The sequence below is a fragment of the Sphaerisporangium sp. NPDC049457 genome (assembly GCF_055586705.1).
Genome location: NZ_JBVJHR010000007.1, coordinates 219,823 through 237,949, shown reverse-complemented (window position 1 = coordinate 237,949; position 18,127 = coordinate 219,823). Strand labels below are relative to the sequence as shown.

The window sequence follows — 18,127 nt, the reverse complement described above, 5'->3', positions numbered from 1 at the left end:
TTTCAGATGACGAGATCACGTGAGATAAAAATCTGAATGGCGACAGTATCCCGATCGCCCGCCCACGGCAACCGCCGGCCAAGCGGCCCACCATCTCCGACCTGCCTAAGACCTGCCCGGGGCCGGCAGCTTGGAGCAGACACCGACGTGGCGCCCCTGCACCGCGACGACCCGCTGGAGTCCGGACGGTGGGGTGAGATGGATCTGATCGTGGCGAGAACGCAAATGACCGCGGCCTATTTGTTCACCAGCGGGGACCGGCCTGTCGGGTCTCGTTCGTCCGCGCGCTGTCCGGCCCGGCCCGCGTGATGAACAGCTCTTTCGTGGTACGTGGCGCGCGCCGGTCCGGGATCGGGGATGGAAGCCGTGCGGGAGGTGATCTCCCGGCACCCTGACCCCGTGACACGCCGGGCAGCCGGGGGCAGGCGGGGAGCGGAACGGGCTGGTTGGACTCTTTGGTCCACTAGGCTGGTGATCGTGCTGACCAGGAAGGGCGCCGCTACGCGGGCGCGGATCATCGAGGCCACCGCCGAGCTGGTCGCGGCCAAGGGCGCCGCCGACACCTGCCTGGACGACATCCGGGCCGCCACCAGCACCAGCAAGAGCCAGCTGTTCCACTACTTCCCCGGCGGCAAGGCCGAGCTGCTGCTCGCCGTCGCCCACGACCAGGCCCGCAAGGTGCTGGACGACCAGCGCCCCCTGCTGGACCGTCTGGACAGCTGGGAGGCCTGGGAGCAGTGGGAACGGCTCATCGTCGAGCTGTACACCCCGAAGCTCGAATACTGCCCGCTCACCGCGCTGACCAGCGCGTTCCCCAGGAACGACCCGCGCATCCGCGCCCTGGTCACCGACCTGTTCGACCAGTGGCGCGAGCACCTGGCCCGCGGGCTGCGCGGCATGCAGGCCGCCGGCCTGCTGCACGCACAGGCCGCCGCCGACGAGCTGGCCCTGGCCGTGCTGGCCTGCCTGCAGGGCGGGGTGGTCATGGGCCAGACCATCGGCTCGCCGATCCCGCTGGAGGTGGCCATGGAGACGGCGCTCCGCCACCTGCGCACCTACGCCACCGAGGCCGCCTCGCCCGCGGCCTGACTCCCCATCGCGCGTCGATCTCGGCATGGCGCGATCGCTTGCCACGGGTATCGAATACGTGTTCCACTGTAGGTCATGCGTTTCGACGCCCTTCCCTTAGTCGACGACCCCCTCGCGGCCCGGCCGCGCATCGAGCGGCGCGCGGTCCGCCGAACCGAGGGTGACACGACCTTCTACGAGGTGCCGGCGCGCACGATCATCGACCGGGTGCCCGAGGCCACCGGCCTCGGCCTGTCCTGGTCGGTCAGCCCGTACCGCGGATGCGCGCACTCCTGCCTGTACTGCGGGGCGCGGCGCTCCCACCGCTACCTCGGCCTGGACGGCGAGCGCGACTTCGGCTCGGCCATCGTGGTCAAGACCGACGCGCCGCGGCGCCTGCGGGCCGAGCTGGCCTCCCCCCGCTGGGCCGGGGAGGCGGTGGGCATCGGTCTGAGCGGCGACTGCTACCAGGACGCCGAGCGCGTCTACCGCCTGATGCCCGGCATCCTCGCGGCGCTGCGCGACGCCGGCAACCCGTTCCGCGTGATGACCAAGAGCGCGCTGATCCTGCGCGATGCCGAGCTGATCGCCGAGGCCGCCGAGGTGGCCGAGGTGGAGGCGCGCATCTCCGTCGGGTTCGTCGACGACCGGCTGCGCCGCGTGGTCGAGCCCGGGGCGCCCAGCGCGCAGAAACGCCTCGAACTGTGCGCCGAGCTGGTCGAGCGGGGGGTGCCCTGCGGGGTGCTGATGGCTCCCATCCTGCCGTGCCTGACCGACTCGGAGGACCAGCTGCGGGCGGTGGTGCGCCGGGTCGCCGAGGCCGGCGCCGTCAGCCTCACCCCGATGGTGCTGCGCCTGCCGTCCGGCTCGCGCGAGTGGTACCTGCGGTGGCTCGCCGAGGAGCACCCCCGGCTGCTGCCCCGCTACCAGGAGCTGTACGGCTCGGGGCCGATCGCCGCCGAGGACTACCGGCGCCGCATGGAGGGCCGGGTGTCCGAGCTGGCCCGCCTGTACGGCATCGGCGCCCGCCGCGCCCCCTGGCAGCCCCGCCGCGCCGTCGACCGTCAGCTCGCCCTGCTGTAGGAGCCTGCCGTCGCGGTCACCGCGTGGGCCGGCGTGCCCGCCTCACCTCGCGGTCGATCGCCCAGGCGTCCGCCACCGGGCCCAGGTGCCCGAGCTTGTCGGGGTTGATCACCGAGCGGACCGTCTGGATCAGCCCGTCGCGCACGTCGAACGCCAGGATGGTGAGCACCCTGCCCTCCCCGTCACGGAAGATCGCACCCGGCTGACCGTTCACCTCGCGCGGCTCGCACGTCACGTCGATCTCGGCCATCCGGGGGACGAGCGAGGCCAGCAGCCGCGCCACGTTCTCGGCGCCCATGACCGGCCTGGCCAGCTGCGGCGCCTTGCCGCCTCCGTCACCGACCATCGACACGTCGGCGGCGAGCAGTGCCCGCACGCCGGCGACGTCGCCGTCGCGAAGGGCGTCCAAGAACCGCGACGCCAGCTCCTCCCGCTCCGCGCGGGCCGCTTCGAAGCGCGGACGCCCGGCCTCCATATGGCGCCGCGCCCGCACCAGCAGCTGCCGGCACGCCGCCTGCGACCGTCCCACCGCCGAGGCGATCTCCTCGAACCCGAAGCCGAACACCTCCCGCAGCACGAACACCGCCCGTTCCAGCGGGCTGAGCCGCTCCAGCAGCAGCAGCGCCGCCATCGACACCGAGTCGGCGAGCTCCGCCGACCGCGCCGGGTCCTGGTAGGGATCGCTCAGCAGCGGCTCGGGAAACCACGGGCCCACGTACTCCTCCCGTCGCACCCGTGCGGAGCGCAGCACGTCGATCGAGATGCGCGTCACCGTGGCCGACAGAAGGGCCTTGGCCGACTCCGGCCGGGTCGCCGAGCCATCGAAGCGCAGCCATGTCTCCTGCACGGCGTCCTCGGCCTCGCCCACGCTGCCCAGGATCCGATAGGCGATCGAGAACAGCAGGGGCCGCAACTCCTCGAACTCCTCGACCTTGCTCACGCCCAGTCCCCTCCCCATGGTTCACCCCACCCTGCCGCAGGGCGTCTTCCGGCCATCATCCGGGCCACCGGCGGGCCGGGGCGACACCCCAGGCCGGCAGGCCCGGGGCCCGTCGCCGGGCCGCGGGCCGGCGGCCGACATCGTTCAGTGGAACTGCCCGGCCTCGTAGTTCCCGGCCGGCTGCCGGGTGATGACGTTGAGCCGGTTCACCAGGTTCATGAACGAGACCAGGATCACCAGGGCGGTGAGCTGCTCCTCGTCGTAGTGCTTGGCGGCGTGCGCCCACACCTCGTCGCCGACCCCGCCGGCCCCGTCCGCGACCCGGGTGCCCTCCTCGGCCAGCAGCAGCGCGGCACGCTCGGCCTCGGTGAAGACCGTGGCCTCCCGCCACACCGCGACCAGGTTCAGCCGCACCGAGGTCTCACCGGCGGCGGCGGCCTCTTTGGTGTGCATGTCGACGCAGACGGCGCAGCCGTTGATCTGACTCACGCGAAGCGCCACCAGCTCCTGCGTCGTGGCCGGCAACGGTGAGTCCTTCAGCGCCTTGCCCGCCGACATCACGTACTTGACGACCTTGCCGGCGGTCGGGTCGGCGAAGTAGTCCAGTCGCGCTTCCATGGTGTGCTCCTCTGTGCTCGTCGGTGCCTACACCACCTGAGACGAAATGGCACGCCCCCCTGTGACATGGACGAATGTGACCCGCGTCTCCCCGCGTCTCCCCGTGGCCGCCGTTGACCCGCCCGCTCCCTGACGACCGATGGCGGCCGGTACCACGTTGGTCAAGTCAAGGTCCGCTCGCGCACCGGCTCCCGCGGGCCGCTCTTCGATTCCAGCCGGCGGGTTCCGCAATCCACAGATCATCGGCCTGCCGGGAGCTTTCGTGGGGCTTGGAGAGCCTGAGGTCACCCGGGCCGGCGACGTGACGATCACGAACACGCCGCTCGCGTTGGAGGCGGGCGACTACACGGCACGCATCGCGTTTCGCGACGACCGCGGCACGTCGACACCACGCAGGCGACGATCCTCGGCTGGAGCGGGTGGATCATGCCGCTCACGCTCGTCGTGATCCTGATCGCCGCGGGACGGTTCACTCCGCGAGGCACCCATGACCGTGAAGCTCGTCTCACTGAAACCCCAGGCTGACCAGGAAACCCTGGGCCGCGCAGACGACGCGGTCACGTCCGTGCGTGTCAGTGCCCCGGACACCCCGTCGTTGCGGGCATCCTACATTCACGTAGGTTCCTGACCCCCCGAGGTGACCATGACCGAGCCGGCCGAGCGCATCGCCGCCCTGTGCCGTGAGATGGAACGCGGCGACCTGCAGGACATCGTGGCCGAGATCGGCGCCGAACCGGTCCTGCACCGTATCGTCGCCGTGCTCGCCTCCGGCGCCGACACCACGACCCTCGCCTGCGACCTGGACGCGCTGGACGCCGAGCTCGTCGCCTACGGGATCCCCGGCGGCCTGCTGCCGCCCGCCCGGCGGCTGTACGAGCCCAGCCCCGCGGCCGCGGGCGACCCGCACCCCGCGATCGAGGTGTGGGCCTGCCCGGCGACGCGCTGCACCCGCTGGCTGCCCGTCGATCCTGCCGCGCAGGACGGACCGGCATGCGCGGTGCAGGGGGTGCCGCTGGTAAGGAAGCGGCTCGGCGCATGACCGCGATCCTCGGCGAGGTCGGCAAGCGGCTGCTGGACCGGTGGGTCACGCTCCTGGTGCTGCCCGGGCTGCTGTTCGTGGCCTGCGCCGTCATGGGGGTCCGCCTCGGCCACGGCGACGCGCTGGACGTCCAGGCGCTCGCCACGTGGCTCACCGCGCGGCTGGACGGCCCGCGCACTCCCGGCGTCGGCGCCGTGCTGCTGGTCGTCGCCGCCGTGTCGCTCGCCGCGGCCGGCGCCGGGTTGTGCGCGGCGGCGCTCGGACGCCTCACGGCCTACCTGTGGACGCTGCCGGGACGCACGCTGGCACCGCTGCGCCGGCCCACCCGGTGGCGGCACGACCGATGGAAGGAGGCCGAGAAGCGCGTCGCCGCGGCGATCGACGCCGCCGTGGCCGGGGACGCGCACGGCGTCCGGGCCGCCGTCGCGGCCCGCGAGCGCATCAGTCCGGTCGAGCCCGAGCATCCCACCTGGATCGGCGACCGGCTGAGCGCGCCGGCGGCGCGCGTCAAGGCCCGCTATGGCCTGGACCTGGCCGCCGCCTGGCCCCGGCTGTGGCTCATCGTTCCCGACGCCGTCCGCACCGAGCTGGCCGCCGCGCACGCCGCCTACACGGCCGCGGCACGCCTGGCCGGCTGGACGGTGCTGTACGCGGCGCTGGCCCTGGTGTGGTGGCCCTCGGCGCTGATCGCCGCGGTGGTCGCCGTCGCGGCGCGCGTCCAGTCGCGCGCGGCGGCCGCCACCCTGGCCGACCTGACCGAGGCGACCGTCGACTTGTACGGCGTGGACCTGGCGGCGCGCCTGCACATCGCGCACACCGGAGAGCTCACTCCCCGCACCGGGTTCGCCATCACCGCCGCGCTGCGCAAGGACGAGCTTCCCGCCACCGCGCGGCCCGCCTCGCTCGCCGAGCGCCGGACAGCGCCGGTCCGCGCGCGAGGACCGGCCGCGGGCGGCTCGCCGCCCGTCACGAGGTGTCGCCGGTGTCCTCGTTCGCAGGCCGCTCGCACGTCCGCGGCGTCGTAGGCGGCGTCGTACGCGTTGTGCGGCACCGTCACCCGGCCCCGGGTCGCGGGTGGGTCAGCCGGCCAGCGCGCTGCCCTTCTTCCACTGCTTGAACGGCAGCTGCCAGTACCCCCACCCGTTGTTCCACTCCAGCGCGCGGTTGGTGCCGACGATCTTGACGACGTCGCCGCGGTGGAAGTTGTCGTAGTACCACTTGGCCTGGTCGGGGCGGGCGTTGACGCAGCCGTGGCTGACGTTGGCGCGGCCCTGCGAGCCCACCGACCACGGCGCGCTGTGCACGTACTCACCGCTGTTGGAGATGCGCACGGCGTGGTTGACGATCTCCTTGTAGTAGCCCGGGTCGCCCTTCTTCTTGCCCGGGGAGATCATGGTGACCGGGTTGCCGCGCTCCATCGTCAGGTGCACGCCGTTGGTGGTGGTGTACTCCCGCGTGGTGGCCTTGCCGGCGCTGATCGCCATCCGCTGAACGATCTTGCCGTCCTTGCGGACGATCATCTGGTGGGTGCGGGCGTCGACGCTGCTGACCCACGCCGCGCCGACCTTCATGGTGGTGGCGTAGTTGCGGACGCCGTAGGTGTCCTTGCCGGCGCGCACGCCCTCCAGGTAGGCGGCGAACCGCACCTTCTGGTGGGCGGGCCAGTACTTGGCGGTCCGGTAGATGGCCAGGCTGTCGTCGATCCACCGCCAGGCTCCGGCGACCGGCTTCTCGGCGGTGACCTTCAGCGCCTGTTCCACGGCTTTCTTGTCGCCCACTGGCGCGCTGAACCGCACCATGATGGGCATGCCGACGCCGACGGTCTCACCCTTGATGTTGGGGGTGATGTCGGCGATGCGCAGCTCTTGGGCGGGCTTGAGGGTGGTGAAGGAGCTGCTGGCCGTGGCCGGGCCGCCGTCGCCGCCGGCCTTGACCGAGACGGTGTAGGTGGCGGAGGGCTTCAGCGGACCCTTGGACACCCACTTGGTACGGCTCGCGTCGAAGTCGCCCTTCAGCTGTTTGCCGCCGGCCTCGACGGTGACCTCCTCCAGCTCGCCGTTGCTGGCGGTCACCACGACCTTCTTCTCCGGACGGACCTTGCCGGCGCCCTTGGCCGGACTGATCGTGATCTCCGGCGCCGGTGTGGCGGGCGCGCTGGTGCCGCCTTCGGCGCCCGGGCCCGAGGGACTAGCGCCCCCGCCGCCCGAGCACGACACGGTCAGCAGGCAGGCCGTGACGACGGCCAGTCCGGCGATCGGAGTCCTCAGACGTTGACGGAAGTCCCGCACGACCTCTCCCCCAGGACGGCAAAGTGCTTACAAAAAACACTAATGGGGATCGGCACCGGAATGTACGGGTTTGGGAGGCCAGGGATCACATTTCGGCCAACTCACAGGTGGCATTCAGGCCGCGAAAGCCGTAACGGGCCCGCCGGAAGGGCTGAACAAGATTGTCATAGCAACATGACAAAACCGTCGAATGTGACGTAGGTAACCCGGCGTCCGCGCCGGGTCAGCCCTGGCGGAGGCGGTGGGTGAGGCTGGTGTGACGGCGCCCCGCGCCCCGGGTGCGCACGGCCTGGGCCAGGGCGCGGCGGGAGCCGACCAGCACGACGAGTTTCTTGGCGCGGGTGACGGCGGTGTAGAGGAGATTGCGCTGCAACATCATCCACGCGCTGGTGGCCAGCGGGATCACCACGGCGGGGTATTCGCTGCCCTGCGAACGGTGGATCGAGACGGCGTACGCGTGCGCCAGCTCGTCCAGTTCGTCGAAGCCGTATTCGACGCTCTCGTCCTCGTCGGTCAGGACGGTGAGTTTGCCGTCCTCCGGGCGCAGGTCGGTGACCACGCCGACGGTGCCGTTGAAAACCCCGGCCACGCCCTTGTCGTAGTTGTTGCGCAGCTGGGTCACCTTGTCGCCGACGCGGAAGACCCGGCCGCCGTAGCGCCGCTCGGGCATGCCCTCGCGCGAGGGGGTCAGCGCCTCCTGCAGCGCGCTGTTGAGGTTGCCGGCCCCCGCCGCGCCCCGGTGCATCGGGGCCAGCACCTGCACGTCCCGCCGGGGGTTCAGGCCGAACCTGCGGGGGATGCGCCGGGCCACCACGTCCACGGTGAGCGCGGCGATCTCCTCGGGCTCCTCGCAGGGAAACAGGAAGAAGTCGTTCATTCCGGCCAGCGTGGGATGCAGGCCCGTGTTGATGCGGTGGGCGTTGACCACCACCCCGGACTGCTGGGCCTGGCGGAAGATCTGCGTCAGCCGCACCCGCGGGACGCCGTCGGCGGCCAGCAGGTCGCGCAGCACCTCGCCGGCGCCCACCGACGGCAACTGGTCGACGTCGCCCACGAACAGCAGGTGCGCGCCGGTGGCCACCGCCTTGACCAGCTTGTTGGCCAGCAGCAGGTCGAGCATGGAGGCCTCGTCCACCACCAGCAGGTCGGCGTCCAGCGGGTTGTCACGGTCGAAGGTGGCATCGCCGCCGGGGCGCAGCTGCAGCAGGCGATGGACGGTGGTGGCCTCGTGGCCGGTCAGCTCGGCCAGCCGCTTGGCGGCCCTGCCGGTGGGGGCGGCCAGCACCACCTTGGCCTTCTTGGCGCGGGCCAGGGCGACGATGGACCGCACCGTGAAGCTCTTGCCGCAGCCGGGACCGCCGGTCAGCACGGCCACCTTGGAGGTGAGCGCCAGCCGCACCGCCTCGGCCTGCTCGGGGGCCAGCTCGGAGCCGGTCTCCTTGCGCAGCCAGGCCAGCGCGGCGCTCCAGTCGACCCCGGCGAAGGCCGACAGCCGGTCGCTGCCGGAGTCCAGCAGGCGGCGCACCCCGCCGGCCAGCGCCAGCTCGGCACGGTGGAAGGGCACCAGGTAGACGGCCGGCACCACGGCGTCGCCGGCGGGGACCTCCTCGCGCACCACGCCCTCGGCGGCGGCCAGTTCCGCGAGGCAGCTCGCCACCAGTTCGGCCGGCACCTCCAGGATCTTCACCGCGTCGCCGACCAGGTTGGGCGCGGGCAGGTAGCAGTGCCCGGCGTCGGCCGCCTGGGACAGGGTGTAGCGCAGCCCCGCCTTGACCCGCTCAGGGCTGTCGTGCGGGATGCCGACGGCCTGGGCGATGGTGTCGGCCGTCTTGAACCCGATGCCCCACACGTCGTCGGCGAGCCGGTAGGGCTCGGTCTTCACCACGGTGATCGAGGTGTCGCCGTACTGCTTGAAGATGCGCACGGCGATCGAGGTGGACACCCCCACGCCCTGCAGGAAGATCATCACCTCCTTGATGATCTTCTGTTCCTCCCAGGCGGCGGCGATCATCTTGGTGCGCTTGGGGCCAAGACCGGGCACCTCGACCAGCCGCTCGGGCGACTTCTCGATCACCTCCAGCGTCGCCACCCCGAAATGGCCGACGATGCGCTCGGCCATCTTGGGGCCGATGCCCTTGATCAGCCCCGACCCCAGATAGCGCTGGATGCCCTGCACGGTGGCCGGCAGCACGGTGGTGTAGGACCAGACCTCGAACTGCTTGCCGTACTTGGGGTGGGAGGTCCACCGGCCGGTCAGCCGAAGGCTCTCGCCGACCTGCGCGCCGAGCAGCGGCCCCACCGCCGTCACCAGCTCGGCCCCGCCCCGCTCGACGGCCACCCTGGCGATGGTGTACCCGGTCTCCTCGCTGGCGAAGGTGATGCGCTCAAGGACGGCGTTGAGCACGTGGCCGGGGGGACGTCCTTCCGCCGAGGTGGTCATGGCCGGTATTCTCCCGCAGCCCGCGCCCCGCGCGTTCCCGTCAGTGCCCGGCTCACGCTGGCGGGTATACGACTCGGTCGCCCGGCCGGCGTGTGGATCCCCGCTAATGTGGCACTGTTCGGGGCGAGGTACACCGATCGGGAAGGCGGCCGATGGCGGCGATTCTGGAAGGCACGGCGCGCGCGCTGCTGCGCCGCGTGGCGATCGAACAGGCCGAGGCGCGGGTGCCCTCGCTGGTCGCGACCGTGCTGCGCGACGGCGAGCCGATCTGGTTCGGCGCCAGGGGCGCCGCCGAGGACGGCGCCCTGCCCACCGCCGACACCCAATATCGCATCGGCTCCATCACCAAGTCCCTGGTCGCCGTCCTGGTGATGCGGCTGCGCGACGAGGGCCTGCTGGAGCTGAACGACCCGCTCTCCCGTCACATGCCGGCCACCCCGGTCGGCGACGTCACCATCGCCCAGCTGCTGTCGCACACCGCCGGCCTCACCGCAGAACCGCCCGGCCAGTGGTGGGAGCGCGTGCCCGGCATGGAGATCGAGGCGCTCACCGAGGCCCTGGACGAGCGGACCTCCCGCCACCGGCCCGGCCGCCGCTTCCATTACTCCAACCTCGGCTTCGCCCTGCTCGGCGAGCTGGTCTCCCGCCACCGCAAGGCCGACTGGGCCGACGTTGCCCGCTCTGAGATCCTCGAACCGCTCGGCATGCACGACACCACGACACGGCCGCGCGAGCCGCACGCCCGCGGGTACGCCGTGCACCCATGGGCCGACGTGCTGCTGCCCGAGCCCGAGCACGACGCGGTCGCCATGGCCCCGGCCGGGCAGCTCTGGTCCACCTGCGCCGACCTCGCCAAGTGGTCGCGCTTCCTGGCCCGCGGCGACCGGAGCGTCCTGGCCCCCGCCACGCTCGCCGAGATGCGCGAGCCGGCGGGCGTGGACGACGCCGACGTGTGGAGCGTCGGCTTCGGCCTGGGCATCCAGTTGCTTCGCCACCGCGGCCGCCGTCTGGCCGGGCACGGCGGGTCGATGCCCGGCTTCCTGGCCGTGGTCTGGGCGGACCCCGCCGACGGCACGGGCGTGCTGTGCATGGCCAACGCCACCTCCGGCCTGCGTCCCTCGGTCGCCACCGACCTGCTGGACATCCTGGAGGCCCACGAACCGGCCATCCCCCGCCCGTGGGCGCCCACCCCGGCCGACCCCGCCCTGCTGGAGCTGACCGGCCCCTGGTACTGGGGGCCGACCGCCTACCTGCTGCGCCTGCTGCCCGGACGCGACCTGATGATCTCGCCGGTGAGCGGGCAGGGCCGTTCCTCCCGCTTCGCCGCGCAGCCCGACGGGGCCTGGCTCGGCCTGGACGGCTACTACGCCGGCGAGACCCTGCGCGTGGTCCGGCGGGCCGACGGCTCCGTCAGCCACCTGGACCTCAACACCTTCATCTTCACCCGCGTGCCCTACGACCCCTCCGCGCCGATCCCGGGCGGCGTGGAGGAGTCCGGCTGGCGCTGACGCGCCGACCGGCGGCGACACGAGGGCGCGGAGACGCGGAGACGCGGGGATACGGACGTGCGAACCGACGACCAGATCGAGGACCTGCTGCGCGAACTGGCGCCGCAGGTCCTCGGCGCCCTCATCAGGCGGCACGGGCACTTCGACGCCGCCGAGGACGCCGTGCAGGAGGCCTTGCTGGCCGCCGCCGTCCAGTGGCCCGAGCAGGGTCTTCCCCAGGCGCCGAAGGCGTGGCTGATCACCGTCGCCACCCGCAGGCTGACCGACCACTGGCGCAGCGACCAGGCGCGCCGGGTCCGCGAGATCACGGTCGCGACCATGACCCCCGGCGGCGAGGTGGCCCCGGGCCCCGACCAGGACGCCCCGCCCGATCAGGACGACACTCTCACCCTGCTGTTCATGTGCTGCCACCCCGCCCTGTCGGCGGCCTCGCAGCTCGCCCTCACCCTGCGCGCGGTCGGCGGCCTCACCACCGCGCAGATCGCCCGCGCCTTCCTGGTGCCCGAGGCGACCATGGCGCAGCGCATCAGCCGCGCCAAGCAGCGCATCAAGGCCACCGGCATCGGCTTCGCCCCGCCGCCGGAGCCCGAACGGGCCGAACGGCTGCGGGTGGTCCTGCACGTGCTGTATCTGATCTTCAACGAGGGGTACACCAGCACCTCCGGCGCGCAGTTGCACCGCGCCGAGCTGACCGGCGAGGCCATCAGGCTGACCCGCGCGGTGCGCCGGCTGCTGCCCGGCGACGGCGAGGTGGCCGGGTTGCTCGCGTTGATGCTGCTCACCGACGCGCGCAGGCCAGCGCGCACCGACGCGGACGGCGGGCTGGTCCCGCTGGCCGAGCAGGACCGCGCCAAGTGGACCCGTGAGCAGATCGACGAGGGCGTGGCGCTCGTCACCGGGGCGCTGTCCAGCGCGCCGCTCGGCCCCTACCAGCTCCAGGCGGCCATCGCGGCGGTGCACGCCGAGGCGGCGAGCGCGGCCGACACCGACTGGGCGCAGATCCTCGCCCTGTACGAGCTGCTCGACCGCATGACCCCCAACCCGATGGTCACGCTCAACCACGCCGTCGCGCTCGCCATGGTCAAGGGCGCCGCGGCCGGGCTGGAGCTGCTGGCAACGCTGGAAGGGGACGAGCGGGTGGCCGGCCACCACCGGCTCGACGCGGTGCGCGCCCACCTGCTGGAGATGGCCGGCGACCTGGACGGCGCGCGCGCCTGCTACCGGGCCGCGGCCCGCGGCACCACGAGCATTCCCGAACAGCGCTACCTGGAAAACCGCGCCGCCCGCCTGTCCCCGGACGACACCTGATCCCGGAGGACACCTGATCCCCGGACGGCGCCCGGCCCCCACGCGGGCGGTCGTGCCCGGGGCGGCGGCGGCCTCCGCGGACGGTCCGGCGGCGGGCGAGGCGGCCCGGCGAGCCGGCGCCGGCCCTGCGCCCACCTGACGCCTGATGGAACATGCCGCTTCTCGCGTTAGAGGATCTAATCTGGTGGGCGAGGCGTCCAGGCCGCCGGACGACCGGACGCCCAAGGGAGGACCTGTGAAGCGCTCAGCGGCGGTGGACCTGGTCAACACCATCCGCCATGACGGCCACGGAGGCGTCACCGACGATCTGGCCACCGTCGCGGGAACCGCCGGCTGGATCCGCGCGGTGGCGGACGCGGCCGTCCCGGCCGACGAGGACCTCAGGGGCGAGATCGTCGAGCTGCGGCGGGCGGTCCGGGCGCTGTTCGCCCGCGCGGTCGCCCCCGGCCCGCCGAGCCCGGCCGACGCGCGGAGCCTGGTCCCCGCCGATCAGGCGCTGGCCCATCTCAACGCCGTCGCCGCCCGCGAGCCGATCGCCCCGCAGCTGCACTGGCCCGCCGACGGGCCTGCCGAGGCCCGGCCGCTGTCGGCCGAGGCCGATCCGCGCGTCCGGCTGCCGGCGGCCCTGGCCCGCGCCGCCATCGAGTTCCTGTCCGGCCCTGACCGCGAGCGGTTGCGGGCGTGCACCGCGCCGCGCTGCGTGCGCTACTTCGTCAAGGGCCATGGGCGCCAGGAGTGGTGCAAGTCCTCGTGCGGCAACCGGGCCAGGGCCGCCCGCCACTACCAGCGTCAGCGCACCGACGCCGTGCACCTTCAGGCCGGCGGGCCGGCGTCGGGGTAGAGGACGGCGCGGGCGGCGCGGCACTCGGGATCGATGTCGGCCGCCCGCTGGAGCCGGTCGGCCAGCAGGGCCGCGGCTTCGGCGAACTGGGCCAGGCGCTCGGCGCCGAGGGTCTCCACGACGAAGCGCCGCACGGACTCCTCGCGCACCTCCCGCGCGCGCCGCGCGGCCTCGCGTCCCGCGGCGGTGAGGCTGATGTCCCACCCGCGGGCGTCCTCGGTGCAGGCCTGCCGTTCGAGCAGGCCGCGTGAGCGCATGCGGCCGACCTGGTGGGACAGGCGGCTCTTCTCCCACTGCAGCGTCCAGCGCAGCTCCAGCGCCCGCATGCGCCCGTCCGGGGCGTCCAGCAGCGCGTCCAGCACCTGGTAGTCGGCCTCAGAGAGCCCGGTGGCGCGGGTCAGCTCGCGCGCGAGGTGGGCGGCGAGCTGCGCGTGGACGGTGGTGTAGCCGCGCCAGGCGTCCAGTTCCGCGGGACGGCCGGTCGCCACAGGCTGCTGCTGCACGGTCATGGAGACAGCCTACGTCCGCCAGGTTGATACGTCACCCTCATCGCGAGTATGGTTGATATATCTACCAGTTTCTCGGCGGAGGCCCCCATGCCCGACTACGGCCACGATCTACGGTTCGGCTCGTTCATCACGCCACAGAGCCGCCGGCCCGAGGCCGCCGTCGACCTCGCCCTGCTGAGCGAGCGGGCCGGCCTTGACCTGGTCACCTTCCAGGACCACCCCTACCAGCCCGCCCACCTGGACACCTGGACGCTGCTGAGCTGGGCGGCCGCCCGCACCGAGCGCGTCCACCTGTCGGGGAACGTGCTGAACCTGCCGCTGCGCCCGCCGGCGGTCCTGGCCAAGTCGGTGGCCAGCCTCGACCTGCTCTCGGGCGGGCGCATCGAGCTGGGCCTTGGAGCCGGCGGCTTCTGGGACGCCATCGAGGCCATGGGAGGCCGCCGGCTCACCCCCGGGCAGGGCGTGGACGCGCTGAGCGAGGCGATCGACGTGATCCGCGGCGTGTGGGCGTCCGGCGAGCGTGCCCAGCTGCGCGTCGAGGGCGCCTACTACTCGGTCCGCGGGGCCAAGCGGGGCCCCGCTCCCGCGCACGAGGTGCCGATCTGGCTGGGCGCGTACAAGCCGCGCATGCTGCGCCTGGTCGGCGCCAAGGCCGACGGCTGGCTGCCCAGCCTCGGCTACCTCACGCCCGAGGACGTCACGACGGGCAACAAGATCATCGACGAGGCCGCCGCCGAGGCGGGACGCGACCCGCGCGAGGTGCGCCGCCTGCTCAACCTCATGGGCGGCGACTTCGGCGCCGCGGGAGGCGGCCTGCTGCAGGGTCCGCCCGCCACCTGGGTGGAGCAGTTGCTGCCGCTGGCGCTCCAGGACGGCGTCAGCGCCTTCATCATCGCCTCCGATGACCCGCGGGTCATCCAGACCTTCGCCCAGGAGGTCGCCCCCGGCCTGCGGGAGGCCGTCGCCGCCGAACGGGCCTCCACCGGCACCGCTTCCGCCGCCGGCCCGGCGCGTCCGGCGCGGGCGCTGGCGCTGCGCCACCCCGGCATCGACTACGACGCGCTGCCGGCCTCGGTGTCGGCCGCCGCCGTCGAACCCGGCGACCGCGACTACCGGCGGGTGCGCTCCTCCTACGTGTGGCGGGGCGCCCCCGGCCTGGTCCTGCGCCCCGCCACCCCCGGCCAGGTGGCCGACGCCCTGGCGTTCGCCCGGCGGCAGGACGTGCCGCTGGCGGTCCGCAGCGGCGGCCACGGCATCAGCGGGCGCTCCACCAATGACGGCGGCATCGTCATCGACGTCGGCGCCATGGACGGCGTGGAGGTGATCGACCGGGCACGGCGGCTGGTGCGCGTGGGCGCCGGCGCCCGCTGGGGCGAGGTGGCGCGGGCGCTGGAGCCCCACGGGCTGGCGATCAGCTCCGGCGACTACGGCGACGTGGGCGTCGGCGGCCTGGCCACCGCCGGCGGGCAGGGCTTCCTCGGCCGCTCCTACGGGCTGACCCTCGACCACGTGGTGGGCGCCGAGGTGGTGCTCGCCGACGGGCGGGTGGTGCGCGCCGACGCCGGGCACCACCCCGACCTGTTCTGGGCGCTGCGCGGCGCGGGCGGCAACATGGGCGTCGTCACCTCCTTCGACATCGAGGCCGCCGAGGTCGGCGAGGTCGTCTTCGCCGCGCTGGTGTACGACGCCTCCGACACCGCGGCGTTGCTGGAGGGCTTCGGGCGGCTGGTGGAGGACAGCCCGCGGGCGCTCACGGCTTTCATGTCGGTCTTTCCCGGCGGCCCCGGCCAGCCGATCCTCGCGCAGAACCTCATCGTCTGGGCCGGCGACGACACCGCCGCCGCGGTCTCGGCCATCGAGCCCTTCCTGAACCTGGGTCCGGTGCTGCAGCAGCAGGCCCAGCTCGTCCCGTACGCCGCGATCGTCGCGCCGCACCACAACGAGCACCACGGCCAGTCCGGCATGCGCACGCGCTCGGCTCTGGTCGACCATCTCGACGGCGCCACCGCCGCCCTGCTGGCCGGCCTGTTCGCCGACCACGGCACCGGCATGCTGCAGGTGCGCTCCGTCGGCGGCGCGGTCAACGACACACCGGCGGACGCGACCGCCTACGCCCACCGCACGCAGAACTTCTCCCTCACCGGCGTCTTCCGCCAGGCCGCGAGCGCGCGGGCCGAGCAGGAGTGGGAACGGCTCGGCGCCGAGGCGATCTACCTCAGCTTCGAGTCGCACGGCGACGAGAGCCTGCTCGCCAAGGCGTTCCCGCCGGCCACGCTGCGGCGGCTGCGGCGGGTGAAGGCCGCCTACGACCCGGACAACCTCTTCCGGCACAACTTCCCCATCGCCCCGGAACCCGCGGGCTGACCGCTCCGGGCGGGCCGCCCGCCACCCGGCCGGTTGACACATCATCTTCCCGAGTACGGTTGCGGTTGTCCCCGGGCGCGGCGATGAGACCCGCGCCCGCGGAGCACCGGCGCGTCAATGTGAAAGGGGCCACCACCAATGCCCGACGACCAGCGAACGACCGCTCCCCCCGAGCCGGCGCCCAGGCCCGCGGCGCCCGCCGGACCCGGCACGGCGTTCGACCCCGGCATGCCGTTCCAGCCCGCCGCGGCGTTCGAGCCGGCCCCGCGCACGACGGCCGCCGCGCCGGGGCTCATCGTCCTCGGCGACGACCCCGCCGCCATGTGCGCGGACGGGACGTGCCGGTGAAGGCGGCGGAGAGGGTGGAAGCGGTGAAGACGGTGCGCGTCGAAGTCTGGTCCGACGTCGTGTGCCCCTGGTGCTACATCGGCAAACGGCGTCTGGAGCACGCCCTGGAGCGCTTCGAGCACGCCGGCGAGGTCGAGGTCGTCTGGCGCAGCTTCCAGCTCGACCCGTCCTTCCCCGCCGGTGTGCGACGGCCGGTCCCCGAGATGCTGGCCGAGAAGATGGGCGCCACGCCCGCCCAGGTGCGGGCGATGCAGGCGCGGGTCACGGCGCTCGCCGCCGAGGAGGGCCTGGTCTACGACCTGGAAAACTCGATCATGGTCAACACCATCGACGCGCACCGGCTGACGCACCTGGCCGACGCGCACGGCCTGGGCGGGCTGGTCCACGAGAGGCTGCTGCGCGCCAACCTCATCGAGGGGCAGATCCTCGACGACCCCGAGACGCTGGTCCGTCTCGGGGTCGAGGCCGGGCTGCCCGAGGACGAGACGCGGCGGGTCGTCGGCGGCGCCGACCACCTCCAGGACGTCGAGGCCGACATCCGCGAGGCCGCCGAACTCGGCGTCACCGGCGTGCCGTTCTTCGTGCTGAACCGCGCTCTGGCGGTGTCCGGCGCGCAGCCGGCCGAGCTGTTCCTGTCGGCGCTGCGCCAGGCCTACGAGCGCGCCCGCCCGGCGGCCCGCTGACCGCCGTCCACGTCCACGTCCACGTCCACGTCCACGACGATCTTGCTGGTGGCGGCGCCGGCCTCCACCAGCGCGTGCGCCTCGGCGGCGGAGCCGAGGGTGAAGCGGCGCGGGTCGAGCAGGGGTGACAGCGCCCCGGCGTCGGCGAGCGCGGCGGCCTCGCGCAGGATCTCCCCGTGGTGGTCGCGTCCGCGGCCGGTCAGCATCGGCAGCAGGGTGAAGACCCCGGAGTAGGTGGCGCCGCGGAACGACAGCGGGGCGAGGCTGTGCGAGCCCCATCCCAAGGCGCTGACCACATGACCGGTGTAGGTGCGGACCGCGGCGAAGGACGCGTCGAGGGTTTCCCCGCCGACGGTGTCGAAGACCACGTCGAAGCCCTCCCCGCCGGTGTGCTCGGCGATGTAGTCCTCCACCGAGGTCGCGCCGCGGTCGATCGGGGTGGCGCCGAGGCGCCGGATGGCCGGCAGGCTGCGGGCGGACCCGGTGGCGAAGACCTCGCCGCCGCGCGCTCTGGCCAGCTGGACGGCCACATGCCCGACGCCGCCGGCCCCGCCGTGCACCAGCACCTTGTGCCCCTCGCGCACGGCTGCCCGGTCCACCAGGGCCTCCCAGGAGGTGACGAAGGCCAGCGGCAGCGCCGCCGCCTCGCGCATGCCCAGCGACGCGGGCTTGCGGGCCAGCAGCCGCGCGTCCACGGCGGCGTACTCGGCGAGCGAGCCTTGCAGGTCGCCGACGCCGCCGGTGAGCCCGAACACCTCCTCGCCGGGGGCGAACCCGGTGACGTCCGCGCCGACCTGCTCGACCACCCCTGCCAGATCCATGCCGAGCACGGCGGGCAGCCGGGTGCGGGCGTGGGCGGCCCTGCCCGCGCGGATCTTCGTGTCCAGCGGGTTGACCCCGCTGGCCGCGATCCGCACCAGGACCTGGCCAGGGCCGGGGACCGGGGTCTCGATCTCGCTCAGGGTCAGCGGACCGCCGAACTCTCGCAGCACTACCGCACGCATGGGAATCGCCTTCTCGTGTCTGTACAGCTCGTGCGCTCTCGCGCATATGGACATGCCCCGGCCCACGCGCCTGTGACGCGTACGGG

The 18,127-nt window shown here is 73.3% G+C and carries 16 protein-coding genes and 1 pseudogene; 11 read left to right on the top strand and 6 right to left on the bottom strand.

What is annotated here, in order from left to right:
* Nucleotides 1-477 precede the first annotated feature (477 nt).
* The gene (locus tag ACZ6QO_RS13595; protein ID WP_465850539.1) at nt 478-1,089 is read left to right on the top strand and encodes a TetR/AcrR family transcriptional regulator; all 612 of its coding nucleotides are present in this window, start codon (nt 478-480) and stop codon (nt 1,087-1,089) included.
* A gap of 75 nt (nt 1,090-1,164) precedes the next feature.
* Nucleotides 1,165-2,151, top strand: a complete 987-nt coding sequence (locus tag ACZ6QO_RS13590; protein ID WP_465850537.1) for a radical SAM protein — start codon at nt 1,165-1,167, stop codon at nt 2,149-2,151.
* A gap of 16 nt (nt 2,152-2,167) precedes the next feature.
* On the opposite strand, the gene ACZ6QO_RS13585 is transcribed toward ACZ6QO_RS13590, so the two are convergent.
* Both ACZ6QO_RS13585 and ACZ6QO_RS13580 read right to left on the bottom strand, forming a co-directional pair.
* A complete protein-coding gene (locus ACZ6QO_RS13585; RefSeq protein WP_465850536.1) occupies nt 2,168-3,091 on the bottom strand; it encodes an RNA polymerase sigma-70 factor in 924 nt (307 codons plus the stop codon).
* Between the two features lie 144 nt (nt 3,092-3,235).
* Nucleotides 3,236-3,709, bottom strand: coding sequence for a carboxymuconolactone decarboxylase family protein (locus tag ACZ6QO_RS13580; protein ID WP_465850534.1), 474 nt, complete (start codon nt 3,707-3,709; stop codon nt 3,236-3,238).
* Between the two features lie 235 nt (nt 3,710-3,944).
* Here ACZ6QO_RS13580 and ACZ6QO_RS13575 point away from each other — a divergent pair.
* From ACZ6QO_RS13575 to ACZ6QO_RS13565, 3 genes and pseudogenes are all read left to right on the top strand, one after another.
* A pseudogene (locus ACZ6QO_RS13575) lies at nt 3,945-4,157 on the top strand (hypothetical protein); the annotation flags it as partial.
* 195 nt (nt 4,158-4,352) lie between these two features.
* Nucleotides 4,353-4,748: a hypothetical protein gene (locus ACZ6QO_RS13570; protein WP_465850533.1), complete on the top strand. Its 396-nt coding sequence runs from the start codon at nt 4,353-4,355 to the stop codon at nt 4,746-4,748.
* Complete coding sequence (locus ACZ6QO_RS13565) at nt 4,745-5,773, top strand: hypothetical protein (RefSeq protein WP_465850531.1); 1,029 nt, start codon at nt 4,745-4,747, stop codon at nt 5,771-5,773. The genes ACZ6QO_RS13570 and ACZ6QO_RS13565 overlap by 4 nt, the downstream gene beginning before the upstream one ends.
* A 54-nt stretch (nt 5,774-5,827) precedes the next feature.
* Here the strand turns inward: ACZ6QO_RS13565 and ACZ6QO_RS13560 are convergent, their stop codons facing one another.
* On the bottom strand, nt 5,828-7,036 hold the full coding sequence (locus tag ACZ6QO_RS13560) for a L,D-transpeptidase (RefSeq protein ID WP_465850530.1): 1,209 nt from the start codon (nt 7,034-7,036) through the stop codon (nt 5,828-5,830).
* A gap of 223 nt (nt 7,037-7,259) precedes the next feature.
* Complete coding sequence (recD2, locus tag ACZ6QO_RS13555) at nt 7,260-9,476, bottom strand: SF1B family DNA helicase RecD2 (RefSeq protein ID WP_465850528.1); 2,217 nt, start codon at nt 9,474-9,476, stop codon at nt 7,260-7,262.
* A gap of 152 nt (nt 9,477-9,628) precedes the next feature.
* Between recD2 and ACZ6QO_RS13550 the strand changes: the two genes are divergently transcribed.
* The 3 genes from ACZ6QO_RS13550 to ACZ6QO_RS13540 all read left to right on the top strand — a co-directional run bounded on the left by ACZ6QO_RS13550 (nt 9,629) and on the right by ACZ6QO_RS13540 (nt 13,133).
* Nucleotides 9,629-10,984, top strand: a complete 1,356-nt coding sequence (locus ACZ6QO_RS13550; RefSeq protein ID WP_465850527.1) for a serine hydrolase domain-containing protein — start codon at nt 9,629-9,631, stop codon at nt 10,982-10,984.
* Between the two features lie 57 nt (nt 10,985-11,041).
* Nucleotides 11,042-12,292: an RNA polymerase sigma factor gene (locus tag ACZ6QO_RS13545; protein WP_465850525.1), complete on the top strand. Its 1,251-nt coding sequence runs from the start codon at nt 11,042-11,044 to the stop codon at nt 12,290-12,292.
* 235 nt (nt 12,293-12,527) lie between these two features.
* Entirely contained in the window at nt 12,528-13,133 is a 606-nt protein-coding gene (locus tag ACZ6QO_RS13540; protein WP_465850523.1) for a CGNR zinc finger domain-containing protein, read from the top strand.
* On the opposite strand, the gene ACZ6QO_RS13535 is transcribed toward ACZ6QO_RS13540, so the two are convergent.
* Nucleotides 13,106-13,642 (bottom strand): MarR family winged helix-turn-helix transcriptional regulator, encoded by a 537-nt coding sequence (locus ACZ6QO_RS13535; protein ID WP_465850521.1) that lies wholly within the window; start codon nt 13,640-13,642, stop codon nt 13,106-13,108. The genes ACZ6QO_RS13540 and ACZ6QO_RS13535 overlap by 28 nt on opposite strands.
* 87 nt (nt 13,643-13,729) lie before the next feature.
* Between ACZ6QO_RS13535 and ACZ6QO_RS13530 the strand changes: the two genes are divergently transcribed.
* The 3 genes from ACZ6QO_RS13530 (at nt 13,730) to ACZ6QO_RS13520 (ending at nt 17,037) form a co-directional block, all read left to right on the top strand.
* Nucleotides 13,730-16,006, top strand: a complete 2,277-nt coding sequence (locus ACZ6QO_RS13530) for an LLM class flavin-dependent oxidoreductase (RefSeq protein ID WP_465850519.1) — start codon at nt 13,730-13,732, stop codon at nt 16,004-16,006.
* 138 nt (nt 16,007-16,144) lie between these two features.
* Complete coding sequence (locus ACZ6QO_RS13525) at nt 16,145-16,354, top strand: hypothetical protein (protein ID WP_465850518.1); 210 nt, start codon at nt 16,145-16,147, stop codon at nt 16,352-16,354.
* A gap of 32 nt (nt 16,355-16,386) precedes the next feature.
* Nucleotides 16,387-17,037, top strand: coding sequence for a DsbA family oxidoreductase (locus ACZ6QO_RS13520; protein ID WP_465850695.1), 651 nt, complete (start codon nt 16,387-16,389; stop codon nt 17,035-17,037).
* Here the strand turns inward: ACZ6QO_RS13520 and ACZ6QO_RS13515 are convergent.
* A complete protein-coding gene (locus tag ACZ6QO_RS13515) occupies nt 17,007-18,041 on the bottom strand; it encodes a zinc-dependent alcohol dehydrogenase family protein (RefSeq protein WP_465850516.1) in 1,035 nt (344 codons plus the stop codon). The genes ACZ6QO_RS13520 and ACZ6QO_RS13515 overlap by 31 nt on opposite strands.
* Nucleotides 18,042-18,127: the final 86 nt, after the last annotated feature.

Coding starts and splice junctions, on each gene's coding strand:
- ACZ6QO_RS13590 (WP_465850537.1), top strand. CDS start 1,165: ATGCGTTTCGACGCCCTTCCCTTAGTCGACGACCCCCTCGCGGCCCGG.
- ACZ6QO_RS13580 (WP_465850534.1), bottom strand. CDS start 3,709: ATGGAAGCGCGACTGGACTACTTCGCCGACCCGACCGCCGGCAAGGTC.
- ACZ6QO_RS13570 (WP_465850533.1), top strand. CDS start 4,353: ATGACCGAGCCGGCCGAGCGCATCGCCGCCCTGTGCCGTGAGATGGAA.
- ACZ6QO_RS13565 (WP_465850531.1), top strand. CDS start 4,745: ATGACCGCGATCCTCGGCGAGGTCGGCAAGCGGCTGCTGGACCGGTGG.
- recD2 (WP_465850528.1), bottom strand. CDS start 9,476: ATGACCACCTCGGCGGAAGGACGTCCCCCCGGCCACGTGCTCAACGCC.
- ACZ6QO_RS13550 (WP_465850527.1), top strand. CDS start 9,629: ATGGCGGCGATTCTGGAAGGCACGGCGCGCGCGCTGCTGCGCCGCGTG.
- ACZ6QO_RS13535 (WP_465850521.1), bottom strand. CDS start 13,642: ATGACCGTGCAGCAGCAGCCTGTGGCGACCGGCCGTCCCGCGGAACTG.
- ACZ6QO_RS13530 (WP_465850519.1), top strand. CDS start 13,730: ATGCCCGACTACGGCCACGATCTACGGTTCGGCTCGTTCATCACGCCA.
- ACZ6QO_RS13525 (WP_465850518.1), top strand. CDS start 16,145: ATGCCCGACGACCAGCGAACGACCGCTCCCCCCGAGCCGGCGCCCAGG.
- ACZ6QO_RS13515 (WP_465850516.1), bottom strand. CDS start 18,041: ATGCGTGCGGTAGTGCTGCGAGAGTTCGGCGGTCCGCTGACCCTGAGC.